The sequence below is a fragment of the Octadecabacter dasysiphoniae genome, from assembly GCF_021532615.1.
GTDB lineage: Bacteria > Pseudomonadota > Alphaproteobacteria > Rhodobacterales > Rhodobacteraceae > Octadecabacter > Octadecabacter dasysiphoniae.
Genome location: NZ_JAKGAQ010000002.1, coordinates 252631 through 270687, shown reverse-complemented (window position 1 = coordinate 270687; position 18057 = coordinate 252631). Strand labels below are relative to the sequence as shown.

19 protein-coding genes are annotated in these 18057 nt (G+C 57.6%); 9 read left to right on the top strand and 10 right to left on the bottom strand.

All coding sequences use genetic code 11. The annotated features are described in order from the left end of the window. The first annotated feature begins 77 nt into the window (after positions 1–77). Together L0664_RS08180 and L0664_RS08175 are read left to right on the top strand one after the other, a co-directional pair. Positions 78–602: a F0F1 ATP synthase subunit B' gene (locus L0664_RS08180; protein ID WP_235225162.1), complete on the top strand. Its 525-nt coding sequence runs from the start codon at positions 78–80 to the stop codon at positions 600–602. 4 nt (positions 603–606) lie between these two features. Continuing rightward, entirely contained in the window at positions 607–1179 is a 573-nt protein-coding gene (locus L0664_RS08175; RefSeq protein WP_235225161.1) for a F0F1 ATP synthase subunit B, read from the top strand. 55 nt (positions 1180–1234) lie between these two features. On the opposite strand, the gene L0664_RS08170 is transcribed toward L0664_RS08175, so the two are convergent. From L0664_RS08170 to L0664_RS08155, 4 genes are all read right to left on the bottom strand, one after another. Further along, positions 1235–2002 carry a FadR/GntR family transcriptional regulator gene (locus L0664_RS08170; RefSeq protein WP_235225160.1) on the bottom strand — a complete coding sequence of 256 codons (768 nt, stop codon included), beginning with the start codon at positions 2000–2002 and terminating at the stop codon, positions 1235–1237. Positions 2003–2108: 106 nt separating this feature from the next. Next, positions 2109–2768 (bottom strand): YiaD family glycine zipper/OmpA-like lipoprotein, encoded by a 660-nt coding sequence (locus L0664_RS08165; RefSeq protein WP_235225159.1) that lies wholly within the window; start codon positions 2766–2768, stop codon positions 2109–2111. 140 nt (positions 2769–2908) lie between these two features. Continuing rightward, positions 2909–3742 carry a methylated-DNA--[protein]-cysteine S-methyltransferase gene (locus tag L0664_RS08160; protein WP_235225158.1) on the bottom strand — a complete coding sequence of 278 codons (834 nt, stop codon included), beginning with the start codon at positions 3740–3742 and terminating at the stop codon, positions 2909–2911. A 9-nt stretch (positions 3743–3751) separates the two neighbouring features. Further along, a complete protein-coding gene (locus tag L0664_RS08155) occupies positions 3752–4747 on the bottom strand; it encodes a Hint domain-containing protein (RefSeq protein ID WP_235225157.1) in 996 nt (331 codons plus the stop codon). Positions 4748–4856: 109 nt separating this feature from the next. Between L0664_RS08155 and nth the strand changes: the two genes are divergently transcribed. Then, positions 4857–5501, top strand: a complete 645-nt coding sequence (nth, locus tag L0664_RS08150; RefSeq protein ID WP_235226161.1) for an endonuclease III — start codon at positions 4857–4859, stop codon at positions 5499–5501. Then, positions 5498–6475 (top strand): adenosine kinase, encoded by a 978-nt coding sequence (locus tag L0664_RS08145; protein ID WP_235225156.1) that lies wholly within the window; start codon positions 5498–5500, stop codon positions 6473–6475. Before nth ends, L0664_RS08145 begins: the two co-directional genes overlap by 4 nt. Here L0664_RS08145 and L0664_RS08140 read toward each other — a convergent pair. Both L0664_RS08140 and L0664_RS08135 read right to left on the bottom strand, forming a co-directional pair. Then, positions 6472–7161 carry a hypothetical protein gene (locus L0664_RS08140; protein ID WP_235225155.1) on the bottom strand — a complete coding sequence of 230 codons (690 nt, stop codon included), beginning with the start codon at positions 7159–7161 and terminating at the stop codon, positions 6472–6474. The genes L0664_RS08145 and L0664_RS08140 overlap by 4 nt on opposite strands. Positions 7162–7506: 345 nt before the next feature. Continuing rightward, a complete protein-coding gene (locus tag L0664_RS08135; protein ID WP_235225154.1) occupies positions 7507–8325 on the bottom strand; it encodes a sulfotransferase family protein in 819 nt (272 codons plus the stop codon). A gap of 144 nt (positions 8326–8469) precedes the next feature. On the opposite strand from L0664_RS08135, the gene L0664_RS08130 reads away from it, so the two are divergent. Beyond that, positions 8470–10047, top strand: coding sequence for a DUF5928 domain-containing protein (locus L0664_RS08130; RefSeq protein WP_235225153.1), 1578 nt, complete (start codon positions 8470–8472; stop codon positions 10045–10047). Positions 10048–10056: 9 nt separating this feature from the next. Continuing rightward, on the top strand, positions 10057–10419 hold the full coding sequence (locus tag L0664_RS08125; protein ID WP_235225152.1) for an HIT domain-containing protein: 363 nt from the start codon (positions 10057–10059) through the stop codon (positions 10417–10419). A gap of 99 nt (positions 10420–10518) precedes the next feature. On the opposite strand, the gene L0664_RS08120 is transcribed toward L0664_RS08125, so the two are convergent. Continuing rightward, a complete protein-coding gene (locus L0664_RS08120) occupies positions 10519–11445 on the bottom strand; it encodes an ABC transporter ATP-binding protein (RefSeq protein ID WP_235225151.1) in 927 nt (308 codons plus the stop codon). 96 nt (positions 11446–11541) lie between these two features. Here L0664_RS08120 and L0664_RS08115 point away from each other — a divergent pair, with 96 nt between their 5' ends. The 3 genes from L0664_RS08115 (at position 11542) to polA (ending at position 15168) form a co-directional block, all read left to right on the top strand. After that, on the top strand, positions 11542–11715 hold the full coding sequence (locus tag L0664_RS08115) for a zinc-finger domain-containing protein (protein ID WP_235225150.1): 174 nt from the start codon (positions 11542–11544) through the stop codon (positions 11713–11715). Further along, positions 11712–12317: a Pr6Pr family membrane protein gene (locus tag L0664_RS08110; RefSeq protein ID WP_235225149.1), complete on the top strand. Its 606-nt coding sequence runs from the start codon at positions 11712–11714 to the stop codon at positions 12315–12317. The genes L0664_RS08115 and L0664_RS08110 overlap by 4 nt, the downstream gene beginning before the upstream one ends. A 61-nt stretch (positions 12318–12378) precedes the next feature. Further along, a complete protein-coding gene (gene polA, locus L0664_RS08105; protein WP_235225148.1) occupies positions 12379–15168 on the top strand; it encodes a DNA polymerase I in 2790 nt (929 codons plus the stop codon). Between the two features lie 91 nt (positions 15169–15259). Here the strand turns inward: polA and L0664_RS08100 are convergent, their stop codons facing one another. The 3 genes from L0664_RS08100 to glcF all read right to left on the bottom strand — a co-directional run bounded on the left by L0664_RS08100 (position 15260) and on the right by glcF (position 18056). Next, positions 15260–15727, bottom strand: a complete 468-nt coding sequence (locus L0664_RS08100) for an Hsp20 family protein (protein ID WP_235225147.1) — start codon at positions 15725–15727, stop codon at positions 15260–15262. Positions 15728–15868: 141 nt separating this feature from the next. Next, complete coding sequence (locus tag L0664_RS08095; RefSeq protein WP_235225146.1) at positions 15869–16681, bottom strand: trypsin-like serine peptidase; 813 nt, start codon at positions 16679–16681, stop codon at positions 15869–15871. 55 nt (positions 16682–16736) lie between these two features. Then, positions 16737–18056, bottom strand: a complete 1320-nt coding sequence (gene glcF / locus L0664_RS08090; protein WP_235225145.1) for a glycolate oxidase subunit GlcF — start codon at positions 18054–18056, stop codon at positions 16737–16739. Position 18057: the final 1 nt, after the last annotated feature.

Genomic DNA, 18057 nt, shown 5'->3' with positions numbered 1-18057 from the left:
AATCCTTACGCTCGGGGTCGGTCATTGCGACTGGCCCCGATGTAAGACCAAAAGATTGTCTATGAGGGACGTTTATTATGGCTGATACACCAGCAGGAGCAGAAGCAGGCGGGGGCAGCATGCCGCAACTTGATTTCTCGACCTTCCCGAACCAGATTTTCTGGCTCGTGGTCACACTTCTTGTGATCTACTTCATCTTGTCCCGTGTGGCATTGCCACGCATTGGCGCGGTTTTGGCCGAACGTCAGGGCACGATAACAAACGACATCGCAGCCGCAGAAGAACTCAAGCAGCGCGCGCAGGAGGCCGAGGCCGCCTACGATCAAGCATTGCTCGACGCCCGTGCGGAAGCTGGCAAAATCGTTGCCGACGCCAAAGCAGACATCCAAGCCGATCTGGATGTGCAAATGCAAAAGGCCGACGCTGAAATTGCCGCACAAACCGCCGAGAGCGAAAAAGCAATCGGCGAAATTAATTCAGGTGCCGACGCCGCAGTGAAAGCTGTTGCCAAAGACACCGCCAAAGAAATCATCGCCGCCATGGGTGGCAAGGCCGACGCCAAGACGATCACCGCTGCCGTCACCGCACGGATGAAAGGGTAAGCACATGAAACTTAAACTCGCCGCCCTCATCACTCTGGCCGCATCGCCCGCAATGGCCGCGTCCAAGAACCCGTTTTCCGCTGAATTCTGGAAGCTGTCCAACACGGACATGATCGTTCTGATCGCGTTCATCATCTTCGTTGGTGTCCTGATCAAGTTCGGCGTGCCGGGCATGCTGACAGGCCTTCTGGACAAACGCGCAGACGGTATCAAATCCGATCTGGACGAAGCCAAGGCGCTGCGCGAAGAAGCCCAGACTTTGCTGGCGTCCTACGAACGTAAGCAGCGCGAAGTGCAGGAACAGGCTGATCGCATCGTGACCAGTGCCAAAGAAGAAGCGACCCGTTCCGCGGCGCAAGCCAAAGAAGACATCGCGAATTCCGTGACACGTCGTCTGGCCGCCGCGAAAGACCAGATCGAAAGCGCAAAAGCATCCGCCATCCGCGACGTGCGCAACCAAGCCGTGACAGTCGCTGTCGCCGCCGCGCAAGACGTGATCGCAAAGCAGACAACGGCCGCCAGCGCGAACGCGCTGATCGATGACGCCATCGCCGAGGTCGGCGCAAAGCTGCACTAAGCTGATAGAAATTCAGAAACGGGCCCGATGCAGCGATGCGTCGGGCCTTTTTCGTTTAGCGGCGCAATTCGTGTTCGAACCGCTTTTTGGCAATCGCTTCGTTGCGTTCTGCCTTGTCTTGATCAAACAGCGCGGTTTCCACGAACCCCAAATGCGCTTCAACGGCGGCGCGCGCGCCTGCCGCATCGCGGGCCTGTAGCGCCACGTTGATCGCGCGGTGTTGATCCAGCAATGTATCGCGGGTGGTGCGCTGTTTGAACATGATTTGGCGGTTGTAGAACACGCCTTCGCGCAGCAGTTGGTACATTGACCGCATCATATGCAGCATGATGACGTTGTGGGATGCTTCGATGATGGAAAGGTGAAAATCAGCGTCTAGGCCTGCTTCTTCGGTCGGGTTGCGTTTGCTGTGCGCGGCTTCCATTTTCTTGAAAATGGTGTCGATCACCTTGAGGTCGGTGTCCGTGCCCCGCGTCGCAGCGCGTTCCGCCGCCAGCCCTTCCATGTCGCGGCGAAAAGCGATGTAGTCGAACACTGCCTCATCATGGCCGGCAAACAGGCGCACCAAGGTTTCCGAAAAGGCAGACCCCAAGACATCGCCCACGAACACGCCCGATCCCGCGCGCGACGTTAGCAATCCGCTGGCCTGAAGTTCTGTCAGGGCTTCACGCAGGGACGGGCGCGACACGCCGAGCCGTTCGGACAATTCGCGTTCTGATGGTAGGCGTTCCCCCGGTTTCAGGATGCCGCGCAGGATCAATTGTTCGATCTGGCGCACCACAGAATGGGAAATCTTTTCAGGTTGGACGGGTTCGAATGGCATAGCAGCCCTTTCAAGAATTGGTCAAATCATATGACCAGTCGCGCAAAGCCGCAAACGAAAAGGGGCCGCGCATTGGCAGCCCCTTTCCAAAACTTTTGCAGATCGATTAGCCGTTTGGCGTGATCGTGATCTCAACGCGGCGGTTCTGCGCGCGGCCTTCGGCTGTCAGGTTGGATGCGATCGGTGCGTCCTCTCCGCGGCCAATAGAACGGATGCGGCTTGGCGCAACGCCCGAGGAAATCAGCTGCGAGGACACGGCCTGCGCACGGCGCGCGGACAGGTCTTGGTTGAACGCAGCACCGCCCGTGTTGTCGGCGTGGCCGATCACGTTAACCGTGGTGTTCGGGAAGCTGTTGATCGAAGACGCCAGCGCGTTCAGATCGCTGCGCAAACCGCCTGTCAGATCGGACGAGTTCGTTGCGAACAGGATGTCCTGCGGCAATGTCACGATCAACTGGTCACCCGTGTTGACGATCCGTGCGTTGGACCCCAACTGCTGGCGCAGCTCTGCCTCTTGGCGATCAAGGTTGGCCCCTGCGACACCACCGATACCACCACCGACAAGCGCGCCCACGATGGCACCGTTGCGGCGTTCTTGGGCGTTGTCACCGGCAGCAAGGCCGACCAGCGCACCAGCGGCAGCGCCAAGGGCGGCGCCCTGTTGGGTGTTACGGTTGGGGTTGTTGGGGTCGGTCATTGTCTCACAGGCTGTCAGAACCATGACGCCAGACAAAGCAACGGCGAGGGACATTTTGGACAGGATCATTCTTCAAATTCCATTGTTGGGCACCAACACGGTGCGCTTGGTGGGTTTTATATCGGTCAAACCCGCATGTTATCCAATAACGCGACAAAGGGCGGCGGGGTTCCGCCGAAGCCTGCAAATTTATTGAATAAATCGTAACATCAGCCCACGTCGTCGCGCGCACTTTCATAGGCAAGCATGGCGCGTTTCACCGGAAGACCCCAATGATAGCCCCCCAATCCACCTGATTTGCGCAAGGCGCGGTGGCAGGGAATCAACCACGACACGGGGTTGCGCCCGACGGCCGTGCCAACGGCGCGCACCGCGCGGGGGCTGCCAATGCTGCGTGCGATTTCGCTGTAGGTGGTAACGTGGCCGGACGGAATTGTCAGCAACGCCTCCCACACCTTGAGCTGGAACGGCGCGCCGATCATGTGCAACTTGGTTTCGCCCTCCATCGACAAGGCCGCATCGACCCACGCGCGGATTGTGTCCGGGTCTTTGAGGAATGTCGCGTTGGGCCAGCGCGTTGCCAGATCGACGTAGGCCTCATCTTCGCTTTGCTCGGATGTGAACCCGATGCCGCAAATTCCCCGATCCGTCGCCATGGCTATCACCGGCCCGAAGGCAGATTCGAAACACCCCCAGCGGATTGTCAGACCCGCGCCGCCTTTGGCATAATCGCCGGGCGACATGGCTTCCCATTTCAAGAACAGATCGTGCAAACGGCCAGAGCCCGACAGCCCGACAGCGTCCGCCGTGGCCAGCGTCGTGAAATTATCGGCAAGCATGGATTTGGCGTGATCAAGGCGCAGATATTGCTGGTAACGCTTGGGCGACACACCGACCCAGCGGCTGAACACGCGTTGAAAATGGGCGGGCGACATGTCCATCCGGCCCGCCAATTGATCAAGCGAAAGGGGCGTTTGCGCGCTGTCGATTTCGGACAGGGCGCGGCGGATGACGTGGTAGTGATATCGGTCTGACTGTTCCATGACCCGAGATTAGGCGGCGCGCTGTCCTTGTGCGACCCGATTATTGCGCTTTGGCTGATGGGGGCCGACACCTGACAATGCAAATGTCGCCTCGAACTGTTTAAGACTGGGCCGCGCCATGCGTTGGTGTTGCGTGGCACCAAGGGCGGATATCGCATCATCCGACTGGGCGGGCGTCAACAGGGTGTTCAGCGCGGGGCCGATAAACAGGCTTTCGACCCAGATGCCGTTGGCACGCACGATTTCATGGCGTGGCAACAGAAAATGATGCCATTGCAGTGCGGTCTTTGGAACCTGCGCAGATCCGGCTTGGCCTGCTGCGACGAACGCCCCGTCGCTGTATCCCATCAAATCAATCCGCGGGGATTGCATGAAAATGCGGTGCTGCCGGGATAATGTGACCCGCCCTTCTTCGGTGTCATAAAATACCGGGCGCAACTGCGGGCGGCGCACGGCCTCAATGGCGGGGACGTGGCGGGACCCTGTCCATAATATCGGTTGCGGCCCGTTATCATAGGTCAGCACAAGGTCACCCACCTGCAAGTGCGCAACAGGGCAGGGGCCATCCGTTCTTTCGATCAGCGTATCAGGCCCGAAACAGGGCACGCTGTTGTTTTCGTAATAGGTGTGGGGTTCTTCGAACGTCGCACTGCTGGCGACGGGATAGCTCGTCCCCGGTGTCAGGGTGAACGACGGCAAGTAGCCGTAAGACACACCGTCAATTTCAATCCTGTCGATAAATCCGGTTCCGCCGCCGGGCAGGGTCAGTTCGGCGTAGGCGGGCACCGTGATGATGCCACTGTCGATCAAATTACCGTTCATGTCGTAGATGGATGCGAACTGGTTGGCATCCCCACCCGAATTCATAACCTCATCATCGTCGTTCACCTCAATGCGAAATCGGTCTGTTGAAAAATCATAACCGGCGTCGAAATCGAACGCATTGGTGCCGCCATTAAACGACAAAACAGCGTTTGAAATAATGAAGAACGTATAGGTTGGCATCTGCGCTCCGGTTTGTATGGCCGTCCTAGCGCGTCATGGTTTCCATATTCCTAAGACGGCAGGGCTTGCCCCCTCGCGCGCCACACGCCAAAAGAACGGCATGGCAAAATTGACCAAACAGCTCGACTACACCACCATCCGTGAGATTTTCACGCGCTTTCATGCGGGCGATGCAGAACCGAAAGGTGAGCTGGACCACGTGAACGCCTATACGCTTGTGGTTGCTGTGGCCCTGTCCGCACAAGCCACCGACAAGGGCGTGAACAAAGCCACGGCAGAATTGTTCAAGGTCGCCGACACGCCGCAAAAGATGCTCGACCTTGGGATTGATGCACTGACTGATCACATTAAAACGATTGGTCTTTACCGCCAGAAGGCGAAAAACGTCATGAAGGCCGCGCAAATTCTGGTGGATGACTATGGCGGCGTTGTCCCCAATTCACGCGCTGCGCTGCAATCTCTTCCCGGTGTGGGGCGCAAGACGGCCAATGTCGTGTTGAACATGTGGTGGGGCCAGCCCGCACAAGCGGTCGACACCCATATCCTGCGGTTCGGCAATCGCAGCGGTGTCGCCGTCGGCAAAGACGTGGACGCGGTTGAACGCGCCATCGAAGACAATATTCCCGCTGATTTCCAGCTTCACGCGCATCACTGGATGATCCTTCACGGACGCTACATCTGTGTGGCGCGCAAACCCAAATGTCAGGCGTGCCATATTCGCGACCTGTGCCTATTCGAGGATAAAACTGAATGAATTACGACGTAATCGGCATCGGCAACGCAATGGTTGATGTGATTTCCCCCAGTAGCGACACGTTTCTGGACCAGATGGGCATCACCAAAGGCATCATGCAGCTGATCGAACGCGACCGTGCGGAACTGCTTTATGCGTCGATGGACAGCCGCGTTGAGGCCCCGGGCGGGTCCGTGGGCAACACCATCGCAGGCATTGGCGAATTGGGTTTGAAAACGGCCTTCATCGGTAAGGTGAAGAACGACGCGCTGGGCAAATTCTATGCGGATTCGCTGGCCGATGCAGGCACGGCGTTTCCCTTGCCGCCCCAAGACGTTGATCTGCCCACATCGCGGTCGATGATTTTCGTATCGATGGACGGTGAGAGATCGATGAACACCTATTTAGGTGCCGGGGCCGACATCGACAGCAACGATGTGCCGGATGTGTTTGGCACGGGCCTGCTGTTCCTTGAGGGATACCTGTTTGACAAAGACGAAGGCAAAACCGCGTTTTCCCAAGCGGCCCAACAGATGAAAGCAGCGGGCGGGCGATCTGCGATCACGATTTCCGATCCCTTCTGCGCTGAACGCCACCGCGATGATTTCAAACGCCTGATTTCTGAGGACATGGACATTGCCATCGGCAACGCTGCCGAATGGATGACGCTCTATGAAACCGACGATCTTGATGCGGCATTGGCGCAAGCGGCGGCGGTGTGTGACATCGTGGCCTGCACGCGGTCCGGTGATGCGGTTTGGGTCCAGCAGGGCGATCAGCGGTTCACCGCAGATGTGACACCCGTCACCCCCGTGGACGCCACAGGTGCGGGCGATCAATTCGCCGCCGGTTTCCTTTATGGGGTCTCGACGGGTCGCACGTTGGATGTGGCGGCACAAATGGGCGTGCTGTGCGCCGCCGAAGTGATCGGCCATATCGGCCCGCGGCCAGAGGTATCAATGTCCAAAATCTTTTCCGAACACGGTTTGATCTAAGGGTGCGTCTTTAACCAAGCGGCGTCGATGTCATCGATGACGTCGGTGTCAAAGCGGCTTTCTTCTTTCCAGTATTTACCGGACGGAACCATGTATCCTGCGTCTTCCTCAAGGCGCAGGGCGTGGTCTATCGCGGCTTCGTCTATCTGCGCGCGGATGGTCAGATCTTGCGGTGTGGCGCGGGGGAACACCAATCGGCTGGGCGCGTGCGACAGGTTCAACGCAGTGCATCCCTGGCGGTGGGCCAAGGCCGCCAGACGCGCAGATTTTGCCTCCAAGGATCGCAGGGTGACGTCATCGCGCAACGGGTCTGCGGTGCCTTTGCCATAAAAATGGGTTTGGGGCGCGTCATACATCATGTCGCAGCCCATGAACGCCAAAACGGTGGGTTTCAGCGCATGAAGTGCCCAATATCCGGCTGTAAATGCCATCGTCCCACCGCCGTACACAAACCCGCCAAGGGCATTTTGCGCGGGCACGTAATCTTCATACGTCACGATCTTTTGGCTCGCGCCGATGTGGCCCGGCATCTTGTCAGCGGCGAAATCAGACGGATGGATCAGGTAATCCCAATCGGGCCGCACCGCCCATGCGTTGTTGATCGCGACAATCTGGTCAAATGGCGCGCGCGGCCACGTTCTGGCATCGGTGACATTCGGGCCGCTTCCTAGTATCAGAATGTTCAAACGACTTTTCCCTCACCGGTTCTGGCGGAAAACTAGCGTGTATTTGGCGCGGGTCGAGGGATCAGAAAACGTCCAGTTGCCTCCGGCGGGGATATTTTGAAACCAAAGAAAACGAAAGTGCGGCCCTCCATCAATCACCAGGTGTATGCAAGAGGGCCGCGTTTTCTTCGGTTACGGCCATCGGCATCCCTGCCTGTACCGCCCCGAAACCGTTGCGCGTTAACCTTAATAATTGGTTACATTCAGGTTCTTTGGTTTGAAAATATCCTTGGGGGTGAGGCGCGCAGCGACGAGGGGGCAAACAGCCCCCTGCACCCGCCCGCCGCAGGCGCAAACCGCGATCGGTTATTTTCCAAGCTTCGCGTGGACCTCATCGAGATCAATCTCGCCCACGGGCATCTTGTTGCCGGGGTTGTCGAAGTCGTATTTGAACAGGTTGAAATCCTTTTTGTAGATTTCATACATCAGGTGCATCGACAGATCGTCAAAGTAATCCTCAACCGGATGGGCGCGTTTGGGGCCGTGGCCTTCGGATTCGTTGAAACGCGGGATGTTTTCCAGATCAATCGCATTGGGCGTTTCAATCCCATCGAGAACCTGTTGCATTCCGTCGTTGAACTGTTCTGTCCAGAAAATCTTGTCGTAGCGCCCACCGTTCACGATGAAGGTAGAAATATGGCCCGACATGGCAGACCAGTGAATGTCCGGATCCATGGGGCGGCGGTATTTGATGGTGTCGCGCGCGAACAGTAGGAACCGGCGGAAGGATTTTACTTGGTCAAAATCGAAATCATCCTCGGGTGATCCCACCTCGATCCCGTATTTCTGGATCAGCAGGGGCACCAGATTGCCACGGTAGCGTTTGCCGTTGCGCTGGATGCCGCAAATTTTGTCAAAGAACGATGACAGGATGCGCGTGTAGGGATTGCGCACGCAGGTGAATGCGTAGCTTTTGTGGTTCTTCACGTTTTCTGTGATCAACGGCTGGCTGTCGTCCATCGCCCATTTGTGCATCCCGCCCGTGGCATCGTGGATGTCACCGTCGAAAAATTCGCCGTGATCGGAATAATACATGATCTGCCCGATGCTGGAACACGCGCATTTCGGCACCACGCGGTAGACCACGCTTTCTGTTTCGGTCATCCATGTACCGGGGAAACCCATATCGCTCGTCCTCATGTTATGCGCGTTGCCGTTTGCGTCAGCATTGCTTTTACGCAAAAAAGCAAAGAATTCGTGTTTATTCAATGCGTCTTCACGTTTAGACATGAAAAACAATCAAACCCACAGGGGAATATTGTTTCCAAAATGGCAAATATCGCCTTCATCTTGCTGTGTCATAAGGATCCTGAGGCGATTGTGCTTCAGGCGCAGCAGTTGACGGCGATGGGCGACTATATCGCGATCCACTTTGATGCGCGCGCCCCTGCGGCTGCTTTTGCACATATTCAGGACAAGTTGGGCGATAATCCCAATGTCGCCTTTGCCAAAACGCGGATCAAATGCGGTTGGGGCGAATGGTCATTGGTGCAGGCGACGCTCTATGCTGTTGAGGCGGCAGTAGACGCCTTTCCGCGCGCCACCCATTTTTACATGGTGTCGGGTGATTGCATGGCGATCAAATCCGCGAGCCATGCCAAGGCGCTGCTGGACAGCGACGATTGCGACTACATCGAAAGCTTTGATTTCTTTGAATCCGACTGGATCAAGACCGGCATGAAAGAAGAACGGCTGATCTATCGCCATTTCTTCAATGAACGTACCAACAAGACGGTTTTCTACAATTCGTGGTGGGCGCAGCGAAAATTGGGGCTGGAACGCGAAATTCCGGCTGATTTGCAGATTATGATCGGGTCGCAGTGGTGGTGTTTGCGCCGCCGCACGGTGGAATGGATCATTAACATGACCAAAACCCGCCCCGACGTGATGAAATTCTTTCGCACGACGTGGATTCCGGATGAAACGTTCTTTCAAACCCTTGTGCGGCATCTGGTGCCCGAATCGGAAATCCGCACCCGCACCCTGACCTTCCTGATGTTCACCGACTACGGCATGCCGGTGACGTTCTACAATGATCACTACGATCTGCTGCTGTCACAGGATTTCCTGTTTGCGCGCAAAATCTCGCCTGAGGCGACGGACCTGAAGGATCGGTTGGGCCGCCTTTATGCGTCCGAACGCGATGATTTCAAGATTTCCGACGAGGGGCGCAAACTGTTCGGTTTCCTCACGGGGCGCGGGCGCATCGGCCGCCGGTTTGCGCCGCGGTTCTGGGAAACGGAAACATCGCTGGGCCGTGAACGCGAACTGCTGATTGTGGCGTGCAAAAAGTGGCACGTCGCCAAACGTCTGGTGGGGTCGATCAAACACCACACCAACATTCCGGCGATCGATTATCTGTTCAACGAAGAAGACACAGATTTGCCTGATCTGGGCGGCATCCAATCCACGCTGGGCAAACGCACCCGTCATCGCCGCGCGCTGATGCGGATGCTGTTTGACTATTACGACACGGATCGTCTGATCATCTGTCTGGACACGGCCAACCTTGATTTGATGCAGGACTTTTTCAATGACCGGTCGACCACGCGGCTGTTGGAACTGGAATGCGAATTCAGCGACGATTACCTGACGGGTCACGCCAAACGTGTGGGTCTTGCGGGGGATCAGACGGCGGATGAAACCATGCAACAGCTGTTGCCCACGATCCGCTATGATGTTGTGTATGAAAGCGACCGTATTCGCGATGCGGGGTTTGAACATCATCTGCGTTTGCGTGAACTGGCCAGCCCCGATGAGAACACACCAACGATTTGCGATTTCCTGAGCGTGTCCGAAGACGTCGCACGCGGGATCGCCCAGACGCCATATTTATTCGCCGACTAAGGACACATCATGGATTTTGCCTACGACGATCAAAACATTTTCGCCAAAATCCTGCGCGGAGAAATTCCGAATGCGACTGTGTTTGAAAACGATCACGCACTGGCGTTTCGTGATTTATACCCGCAGGCGCCCGTGCATGTGCTGGTGATCCCGAAGGGGCCGTATATGTCGCTCGATCACTTTGCGCGCGATGCATCGGCAGACGAACAGGTTGGTTTTATGCAGGCCGTCGCCGAGGTGTGCCGCCTTGAAGGGGTAGAGGCCGGATTTCGCGCCGTGGCCAACACGCGCGAGGATGGTGTGCAAGAAGTGCCGCACTACCATCTGCACATTCTGGCAGGGCGTAATTTGGGGCCGATGCTGACCCGGTAACAGGTGTCGAACAGGCGATGCCTGTCCGACCAATTGGGGCTCTGCCCCGCCCTGCGCGGGCCCCCCGGGATATTTGTGAACCAAAGAAACGGGAGCGGGTTAGCTGCGGGTCAGATCAAGGAAGACGTCCTCGAGGTCTGGTTGCTGGGTGCGCACGTCTTTGATCGAGATACCTGCGTTCTGAACAAGGCTGAGAATTTCATCTGCGCGGGTTTTTGATGTGTTGTAGGTGAAGGCGAGGGCCCCGTTGTCGTGTTTCACGCCACTGATTCCGGCGGGTAGGGCGGGCAGGTCGCTTGGCATGTCTGGTGTGATCACCATCGTCTTTGCATCCAGCTGACCAAGAAGGTTCGCGGTGGTGTCATTGGCGATGACATTGCCGTGGTTGATGATGGCGATCTGGTCGCACATCTGTTCGGCTTCCTCAAGGTAGTGGGTCGTTAGGATGATTGTCATGCCTTCGTCGTTGAGGCGGCGCACGTGTTGCCACAGCATGTTGCGCAGTTCAATGTCCACGCCCGCTGTCGGTTCATCCAGCACGAGGATTTGGGGGCTATGGACCAGCGCTTTGCCCAGCAACAAACGCCTCCGCATTCCGCCTGATAAGGATCGCGCATAGGCGTCGCCTTTGTCGGACAATCCCGTCAGTTCCAGCAGTTCGTCGGTGCGGCGTTGGGATTTGGGCACGCCGTACAACCCTGCCTGCACATCCAAACTGCCACGCGGTGTAAAGAACGGATCAAGGTTGGGTTCTTGGGGCATGATCCCGATGCTGGCGCGGGATTGGCGCGGGTTTTCGTCCTGATCAAAGCCCCAGATGCGCACGGACCCTTCGGTTTTTGTCACCAACCCTGCAAGGATGTTGATCAACGTGGATTTGCCCGCCCCGTTCGGCCCCAGCAGCCCGAAAATCGACCCGCGCGGCACGACCAGATCAACCCCGTTCAGCGCTGTCTTTGCTTCTGTGCGTTTGGTGGCGGCGTAGGTTTTGCGCAGGCCCGTGATTTCCAGTGCATTGTCAGCCATAGCAGGCATTTTCCCGTCTTGTTCGTGGGGGGCGGAATCGCTAATGTCACCCAATCCCACAGGCACCTAGCGCGCCCCCAGCCCAGAGGCAAATGCATGACAACGTCCGCCCCCGAAACCAAGATCGTTGACCAGTGGCGGATTGCCTGTGACGGCGGCGAAGGCGCATTGGGCCATCCGCGCGTCTGGCTGCAAATTTCCAAGAAACAGGGCTGGGTCGAATGCCCGTATTGCGATTGCAAATACGTGCACGGTGAAACCGCAGAGTGACACGACGGGTGCGCATGCTGGCCGCAGTGATCGCTGTTGCGGTGGTGGTGACGTTGGCCGTGCGCATTGGCATGACCATGCAGGAAAACAACGCATCCGTGCTGGGTGCGCTGTGGATTGATTTCCGATTTTTCACGATCTGGACGAATGCCTTGGTTGGTGTGGTCGGCGCTGCGATTGCGCTGGGCCGTGGTCTGCCCCAATGGCTGACGGCGGGCCCTGCGTTGGCCATCGCCCTTGTGGCGGGGGTGTATCACGCCCTGCTGGCCGCGGGGCGCAATCTGATGGGGCTAGAATACGCGGTTGATATGATGATGCACACGATCATACCCGCGGCCTTTATCGCCTTTTGGCTGTTCGTTTTACCAAAGGGCCGCCTTGCGTGGCGTGATTTAATTATCTGGAGCGCATATCCCACCCTGTATTCGATCTATGCCATTGCGCGCGGGACGTTGGATGGGGTGTATCCGTATTTCTTTCTTGATGTTTCAAACATCGGGGCGGCGGGCGTCGGCCTTTGGGTGGCTGGATTGGCGCTGGTGTTTGTTCTGGCGGGTGCGATCATTGTCGGTACCGCCCATCGCACCGCACGGCACGCTTGAACGATTGAACCCACTCCCAGTCCCCGTTACCTATACGTGGTCTGCATAAGGGGGTTCGTCCATGGCGTTCGGCAAAGGTCACCATTTACATCTGATCGACGGATCCGCGTTTATCTTTCGCGCCTATCACGCATTGCCGCCCCTGACGCGCAAATCTGACGGGTTGCCGATTGGGGCCGTGTCGGGGTTTTGCAATATGCTCCAGCGCTATGTTGAGGGCAACGTGGGCGGTGATGTCACCCACGTGGCGGTGATCTTCGACAAAGGCAGCCACACGTTTCGCAATGACATGTATGACCAATACAAAGCCAACCGCGACGCCATGCCAGAGGATTTGCGCCCGCAGATGCCGCTGACCCGCGCGGCGACCCGTGCATTCAACATCGCCTGCGAAGAAATCGAAGGGTTTGAGGCCGACGACATCATCGCAACCCTCGCCCGTCAGGCCGAGGCCGAAGGCGGGCGGTGTTCTATCATCTCAAGCGACAAAGACCTGATGCAATTGGTTGGCGGCGGCGTTGTGATGGTCGACGCGATGAAGGGCAATAAAGTCATTGATCGCGAAGGCGTTGAGGAAAAATTCGGCGTCGGGCCGGAACGTGTGATCGACGTACAGGCGCTAGCCGGGGATTCGGTTGATAACGTGCCCGGCGCGCCCGGTATCGGGATCAAGACGGCGGCCTTGCTGATCAACGAATACGGATCGCTTGAGGAGCTTCTGGATCGCGCTGGTGAAATCAAACAGCCCAAGCGGCGTGAAACCCTGATCAACCATCGCGAACAGATTGAGCTGTCTAAACGTCTGGTCACGCTGGATGATAAAATGGAACTGCCGTTCACTTTGGACGATCTTGAGGTCAAGGACCCTGACCCCGACACCCTGCTTGCCTTCCTCGCTGAGATGGAATTCCGCACGATTGTAAAACGGATTTCTGACAAGCTGGGCGTGGATGCGCCCGTTATCGAAGACGCAGCCCCTGTGGCCGAAGACGCGCCCGAACAACCGCCCTTTGATGCGGAAAAATACGAATGGGTCAAAGACGCGACTGCGTTGCAAACGTGGATCGACCGGATTTATGCGCGCGGCTATGTGGCCGTTGATACCGAAACCACGGCCCTGAATGAAATGCGTGCCGAACTTGTCGGGATCAGCCTATGTGTTGAGGCGGGGCAGGCCTGTTACATCCCGCTGATCCACAAAGGTGGTGCTGCGGATGATCTGTTTGGCGATGATGCGCTGGCCGATGGACAGATGGATTTTGAGGAATGCCTGACGCTTCTCAAACCCATGCTTGAGGACGACAGTATCCTCAAGATCGGGCAGAACATGAAATACGACGCCAAGATTTTTGCGCGTCTCAAGATCGACGTTGCGCCCATTGATGACACGATGCTGATGTCGTATGCGATGAACGCGGGCCTGCACAATCACGGGATGGACACGCTGTCCGAACGCTATCTGGGCCACACGCCGATCCCGATCAAACCACTGCTTGGGTCCGGTAAATCCGCGATCACGTTTGATCGTGTGCCCGTGGAAGAAGCCGTAAAATACGCAGCCGAAGACGCCGACATCACCCTGCGCCTGTGGCAAATGTTCAAACCGCAGCTGCACCGCAAACAGGTGACGTCTGTTTATGAAACGATGGAACGCCCGCTGGTGCCTGTGCTTGCCAAAATGGAAATGTCCGGCATCAAGGTGGATCGCGATACGCTGTCGCGCATGTCCAACGCGTTCGCGCAGAAAATGGCCGCCCTAGAGGACGAGCTGTACGAGCTTGCAGGTGGCAAATTCAACGTCGGATCGCCCGCGCAGGTCGGTGAAATCCTGTTTGATAAAATGGGGCTTGAGGGCGGCAAAAAGGGCAAGACCGGGAAGTATTCCACCGGTGCCGACATCCTAGAAGACCTCGCGACGGAACATGATTTTCCGGGCCGCGTGCTGGATTGGCGCCAATTGAGCAAGCTGAAATCGACCTACACAGACGCGCTGCAAACCCACATCAACGAAGAAACGGGGCGCGTACACACGTCCTATTCGATCACGGGCGCGAACACGGGGCGGCTGGCATCCACCGACCCGAACCTGCAAAACATCCCGATCCGCACAGACGAAGGCCGCAAAATCCGGGAAGCATTTGTCGCCGAGGATGGCAAAGTTCTGGTCGCGCTGGATTACAGCCAGATCGAACTGCGCATCCTTGCCCATGTCGCCAACATCCCCGCACTGAAACAGGCGTTCAAAGACGGCCACGATATCCACGCCATGACGGCGAGCGAGATGTTCAACGTGCCCCTTGATGAAATGACGTCAGACGTGCGCCGTCAGGCCAAGGCGATCAACTTTGGTGTGATCTACGGGATCAGCGGGTTCGGGTTGGCGCGCAACCTGCGCATCCCGCGCGCCGAGGCGCAGGGGTTCATCGACCGCTATTTCGAACGCTTCCCCGGTATCCGCACCTACATGGACGACACGATTGCCTTTGCGAAGGAACACGACCGCGTCGAAACCCTGTTTGGCCGCAAAATCCACACGCCGGAAATCAACGCCAAAGGCCCCGGCGCGGGCTTTGCCAAACGCGCCGCGATCAACGCGCCGATCCAAGGCACCGCCGCCGATGTGATCCGCCGTGCGATGATCCGTATGGATGATGCGATTGCCCATCTGCCTGCGAAGATGCTGCTGCAAGTGCACGATGAATTGGTGTTTGAGGTCGACAAAGACGCCGCCGATGATTTGATCGCGGCGGCTAAGGACGTCATGGAAAACGCTGCTAATCCTGTGGTGAAATTCGATGTGCCACTGGTCGTGGACGCGGGCATCGGGGCCACATGGGCCGAAGCGCACTAACGAAACGCGCAGGCCTTACAGGTTCGTAAGAACAGAAAACGGGCGCGCGGAGGGAGGACCGCACGCCCGTTCTTTCGTTATCTGGATAGGCTTAGTTGACCTTTTCAGCCTCGATCACATCCGCCGCTTTTGGCGCGGATTTCGCGATCTCGATCCGGCGGGGTTTCAGCGCCTCTGGCACTTCGCGCACCAGTTCAATGTGCAACATGCCGTGTTCGTGGGTCGCACCGGTGACCTTCACGTGGTCGGCCAGATGGAAACGGCGGCTGAATGCACGGGTCGCGATGCCGCGGTGCAAATACGTCCGCTCTGCTTCGTCTTCGGCCTTTTTCGCGGTCACATGCAGCGCGTTTTCTTTGATTTCAACGTGCAGGTCATCCTCGGCAAATCCGGCCACGGCGATGGAAATACGCCAGCCGTCGTCTGCGGTTTTTTCGATGTTATAGGGCGGGTAGCTTTGCTGGCCGGCGTCATTGGACAAAATGCGGTCCATCATATCGGTGATCTGGTCAAAACCGACAGTCGCACGGTGCAGCGGGGCAAGATTCAAAGTTCGCATGGGGTATCCTCCGTAAAGCGATAACAATGTGCGCCTTCCCATATGGGCAAGGCAGGTCGTCACGAGACCCATGATTGGCGTCCCGATGAAAAGTATTTGGTGAGGGGTTGTGCAGGTTTCAAGACCCGCGAATGCGCAAGATCAGGGGCGCACGAAAAGCGCACCGGTATCCGCGCGTTCGCCCGGGCGGGTGACACGTGCGGTGGCGGGCGGCGTGTTGAACTGCCAACGGCCCCGTTCCAGCGCCAGTCGCAGAACCGCGATCGGTTCGGCCAAATCCATACCGAGCGCGACCTTTTCACCGTCCAATTCGGCCATCGCGGACACGACTGACACCAGACGCGGAATGCCGTTTTCATACCGAAAGATCGGCGCGCCGGATGATCCGAAATTGACGTTACAATCCATGATCAGCACGCTGTCCTGTTGGCCCAACACATTGCACACCTCTTGCAAAGACGGGGCCTCGGCGCGGTCTTGTGCGTACGACACCACCGCGACTTCTGTACCGCGCCGCATGGATGTCGACACCGCGAACGGTTCAATGCGCGCTGATCTGATAGGGCGATCAAGCTGCAACAAAGCCACGTCATAGCGCACGATGGCGGGGGTTGCTTCGCCGGTGTGTGTGTAGGACGGGTGGATCACGGCAGTGCGCACGGACCGCGACGCTTCGGGGCGGCCGCTGCGCAATCCGGCAAGAAACTGAATGCGCGACGTATCAACCGCGTCGCCGCCGTTCTTGTCATACATGCAATGTGCGGCGGTCAAAACCAGATCAGGGGCGATCAGCGCGCCCGTGCAAAACCCTTTGCCGTCAATGTCCAAACGGCCCACGGCCTCCCAGCCACGAGCGTCATTGCCGGTGGACAGTTCTTGCAACGCGCTTGTCTGGGCCTGTGCAGTCACGGCTGCAACGACCCAAAGCATCAATGAAATAAAGGCTAAACGCATCACTCATCCGTTTGTTTCGTAATAATTAACGCTCCAATACGGCACAAATGAGGCACTATCGCAGGATCGGCACCTCGGGCGCGCGTTTGCCCGGCGCGGTGAGGGCTGGTGGCTTTGGCCCACCCGTCGCCCAATCGAGCAGTTCAACAGTATGCACAATCGGCACGTCCGTGGCGCCACCAATCTGCATCATGCATCCGATGTTTCCGGCGGCAATAATATCAGGCTTCACGGCCTCAAGGGTTTGCACCTTGCGCGCCTTAAGCTGCTTGGAAATCTCGGGCTGCATCAGGTTGTAGGTGCCCGCAGACCCACAGCACAGGTGGCTGTCAGCAGGTTCGGCGACCTTGAAACCGGCGCGGCGCAGCAGGTCTTTTGGAAAGGTTTTGATCTGCTGGCCGTGCTGCAACGAACAGGCGGCGTGATAGGCCACGGTCACATCCGGCGCTCCGTTTTCGGGCAGGTCCAGTTTCATCAACACCTCAGAAACATCCATCGCAATCGCGGCGACAGCTTTGGCATCCTCCGCCAGATCGGTGTCGCGGAACATATGCCCGTAATCCTTTACGGTGGTGCCGCAGCCGGATGTGTTGATGACGATGGCATCCAGTCCGCCGTTGTCCATTTCCGCCTTCCACGCGCGGATGTTCTTGGCCGCTGTGCCATGGCTTTCGGCGGTTTTGCCCATGTGGTGGGTCAGCGCACCGCAGCAGCCCTGGCCTGCGGCGACCACCACTTCTGCGCCCAAACGGGTCAGCAGGCGGATTGTTGCATCGTTAATGTCCGTGTTCAGCGCCTTTTGCGCACAGCCCGTCATCAGCGCCACGCGCATCTTTTTGTCCTGCGCGGGAAAGGTCTGCGGGTCATCATTGCGCGACACGGGCGGGATCGTTTTCGGGGCCATTTCCAGCATCGCACGCAGCCGCGCATCAGGCATGAACCGCGCAAAAGGCCGCCCGATTTTGGCGCCGAGCAGGGCAACCCGAAACCGCATCGGGTAGGGCAGGATTTTCGCCAGCGTCCAACGCAACACGCGGTCAGACAGCGGGCGTTTATACGTGTTTTCAATATATTCGCGCGCGTGGTCAACCAGATGCATGTAATGCACGCCGCTTGGGCAGGTCGTCATGCAGGCCAGACAAGACAGGCATTTATCAATGTGGCCAACGGTCTTTTCGTCCGGCACACGTTCGTTTTCCAGCATGTCCTTGATCAGATAAATCCGCCCCCGCGGACTGTCGAGCTCATCGCCAAGAACCTGATAGGTCGGGCAGGTGGCCGTGCAAAATCCGCAGTGCACACAGGTGCGCAGGATTTCATTGGCACGGGCCGTGCCACTGTCGCGCAGCTGATCGGGGGTAAATGTCGTCTGCATA

Excerpts from the sequence above, each read along its gene's own strand:
- L0664_RS08180 (WP_235225162.1), top strand. The coding sequence starts at position 78 with ATGGCTGATACACCAGCAGGAGCAGAAGCAGGCGGGGGCAGCATGCCG.
- L0664_RS08175 (WP_235225161.1), top strand. The coding sequence starts at position 607 with ATGAAACTTAAACTCGCCGCCCTCATCACTCTGGCCGCATCGCCCGCA.
- L0664_RS08170 (WP_235225160.1), bottom strand. The coding sequence starts at position 2,002 with ATGCCATTCGAACCCGTCCAACCTGAAAAGATTTCCCATTCTGTGGTG.
- L0664_RS08165 (WP_235225159.1), bottom strand. The coding sequence starts at position 2,768 with ATGATCCTGTCCAAAATGTCCCTCGCCGTTGCTTTGTCTGGCGTCATG.
- L0664_RS08160 (WP_235225158.1), bottom strand. The coding sequence starts at position 3,742 with ATGGAACAGTCAGACCGATATCACTACCACGTCATCCGCCGCGCCCTG.
- L0664_RS08155 (WP_235225157.1), bottom strand. The coding sequence starts at position 4,747 with ATGCCAACCTATACGTTCTTCATTATTTCAAACGCTGTTTTGTCGTTT.
- L0664_RS08145 (WP_235225156.1), top strand. The coding sequence starts at position 5,498 with ATGAATTACGACGTAATCGGCATCGGCAACGCAATGGTTGATGTGATT.
- L0664_RS08135 (WP_235225154.1), bottom strand. The coding sequence starts at position 8,325 with ATGGGTTTCCCCGGTACATGGATGACCGAAACAGAAAGCGTGGTCTAC.
- L0664_RS08130 (WP_235225153.1), top strand. The coding sequence starts at position 8,470 with ATGGCAAATATCGCCTTCATCTTGCTGTGTCATAAGGATCCTGAGGCG.
- L0664_RS08125 (WP_235225152.1), top strand. The coding sequence starts at position 10,057 with ATGGATTTTGCCTACGACGATCAAAACATTTTCGCCAAAATCCTGCGC.
- L0664_RS08120 (WP_235225151.1), bottom strand. The coding sequence starts at position 11,445 with ATGGCTGACAATGCACTGGAAATCACGGGCCTGCGCAAAACCTACGCC.
- L0664_RS08115 (WP_235225150.1), top strand. The coding sequence starts at position 11,542 with ATGACAACGTCCGCCCCCGAAACCAAGATCGTTGACCAGTGGCGGATT.
- polA (WP_235225148.1), top strand. The coding sequence starts at position 12,379 with ATGGCGTTCGGCAAAGGTCACCATTTACATCTGATCGACGGATCCGCG.
- L0664_RS08100 (WP_235225147.1), bottom strand. The coding sequence starts at position 15,727 with ATGCGAACTTTGAATCTTGCCCCGCTGCACCGTGCGACTGTCGGTTTT.
- L0664_RS08095 (WP_235225146.1), bottom strand. The coding sequence starts at position 16,681 with ATGCGTTTAGCCTTTATTTCATTGATGCTTTGGGTCGTTGCAGCCGTG.
- glcF (WP_235225145.1), bottom strand. The coding sequence starts at position 18,056 with ATGCAGACGACATTTACCCCCGATCAGCTGCGCGACAGTGGCACGGCC.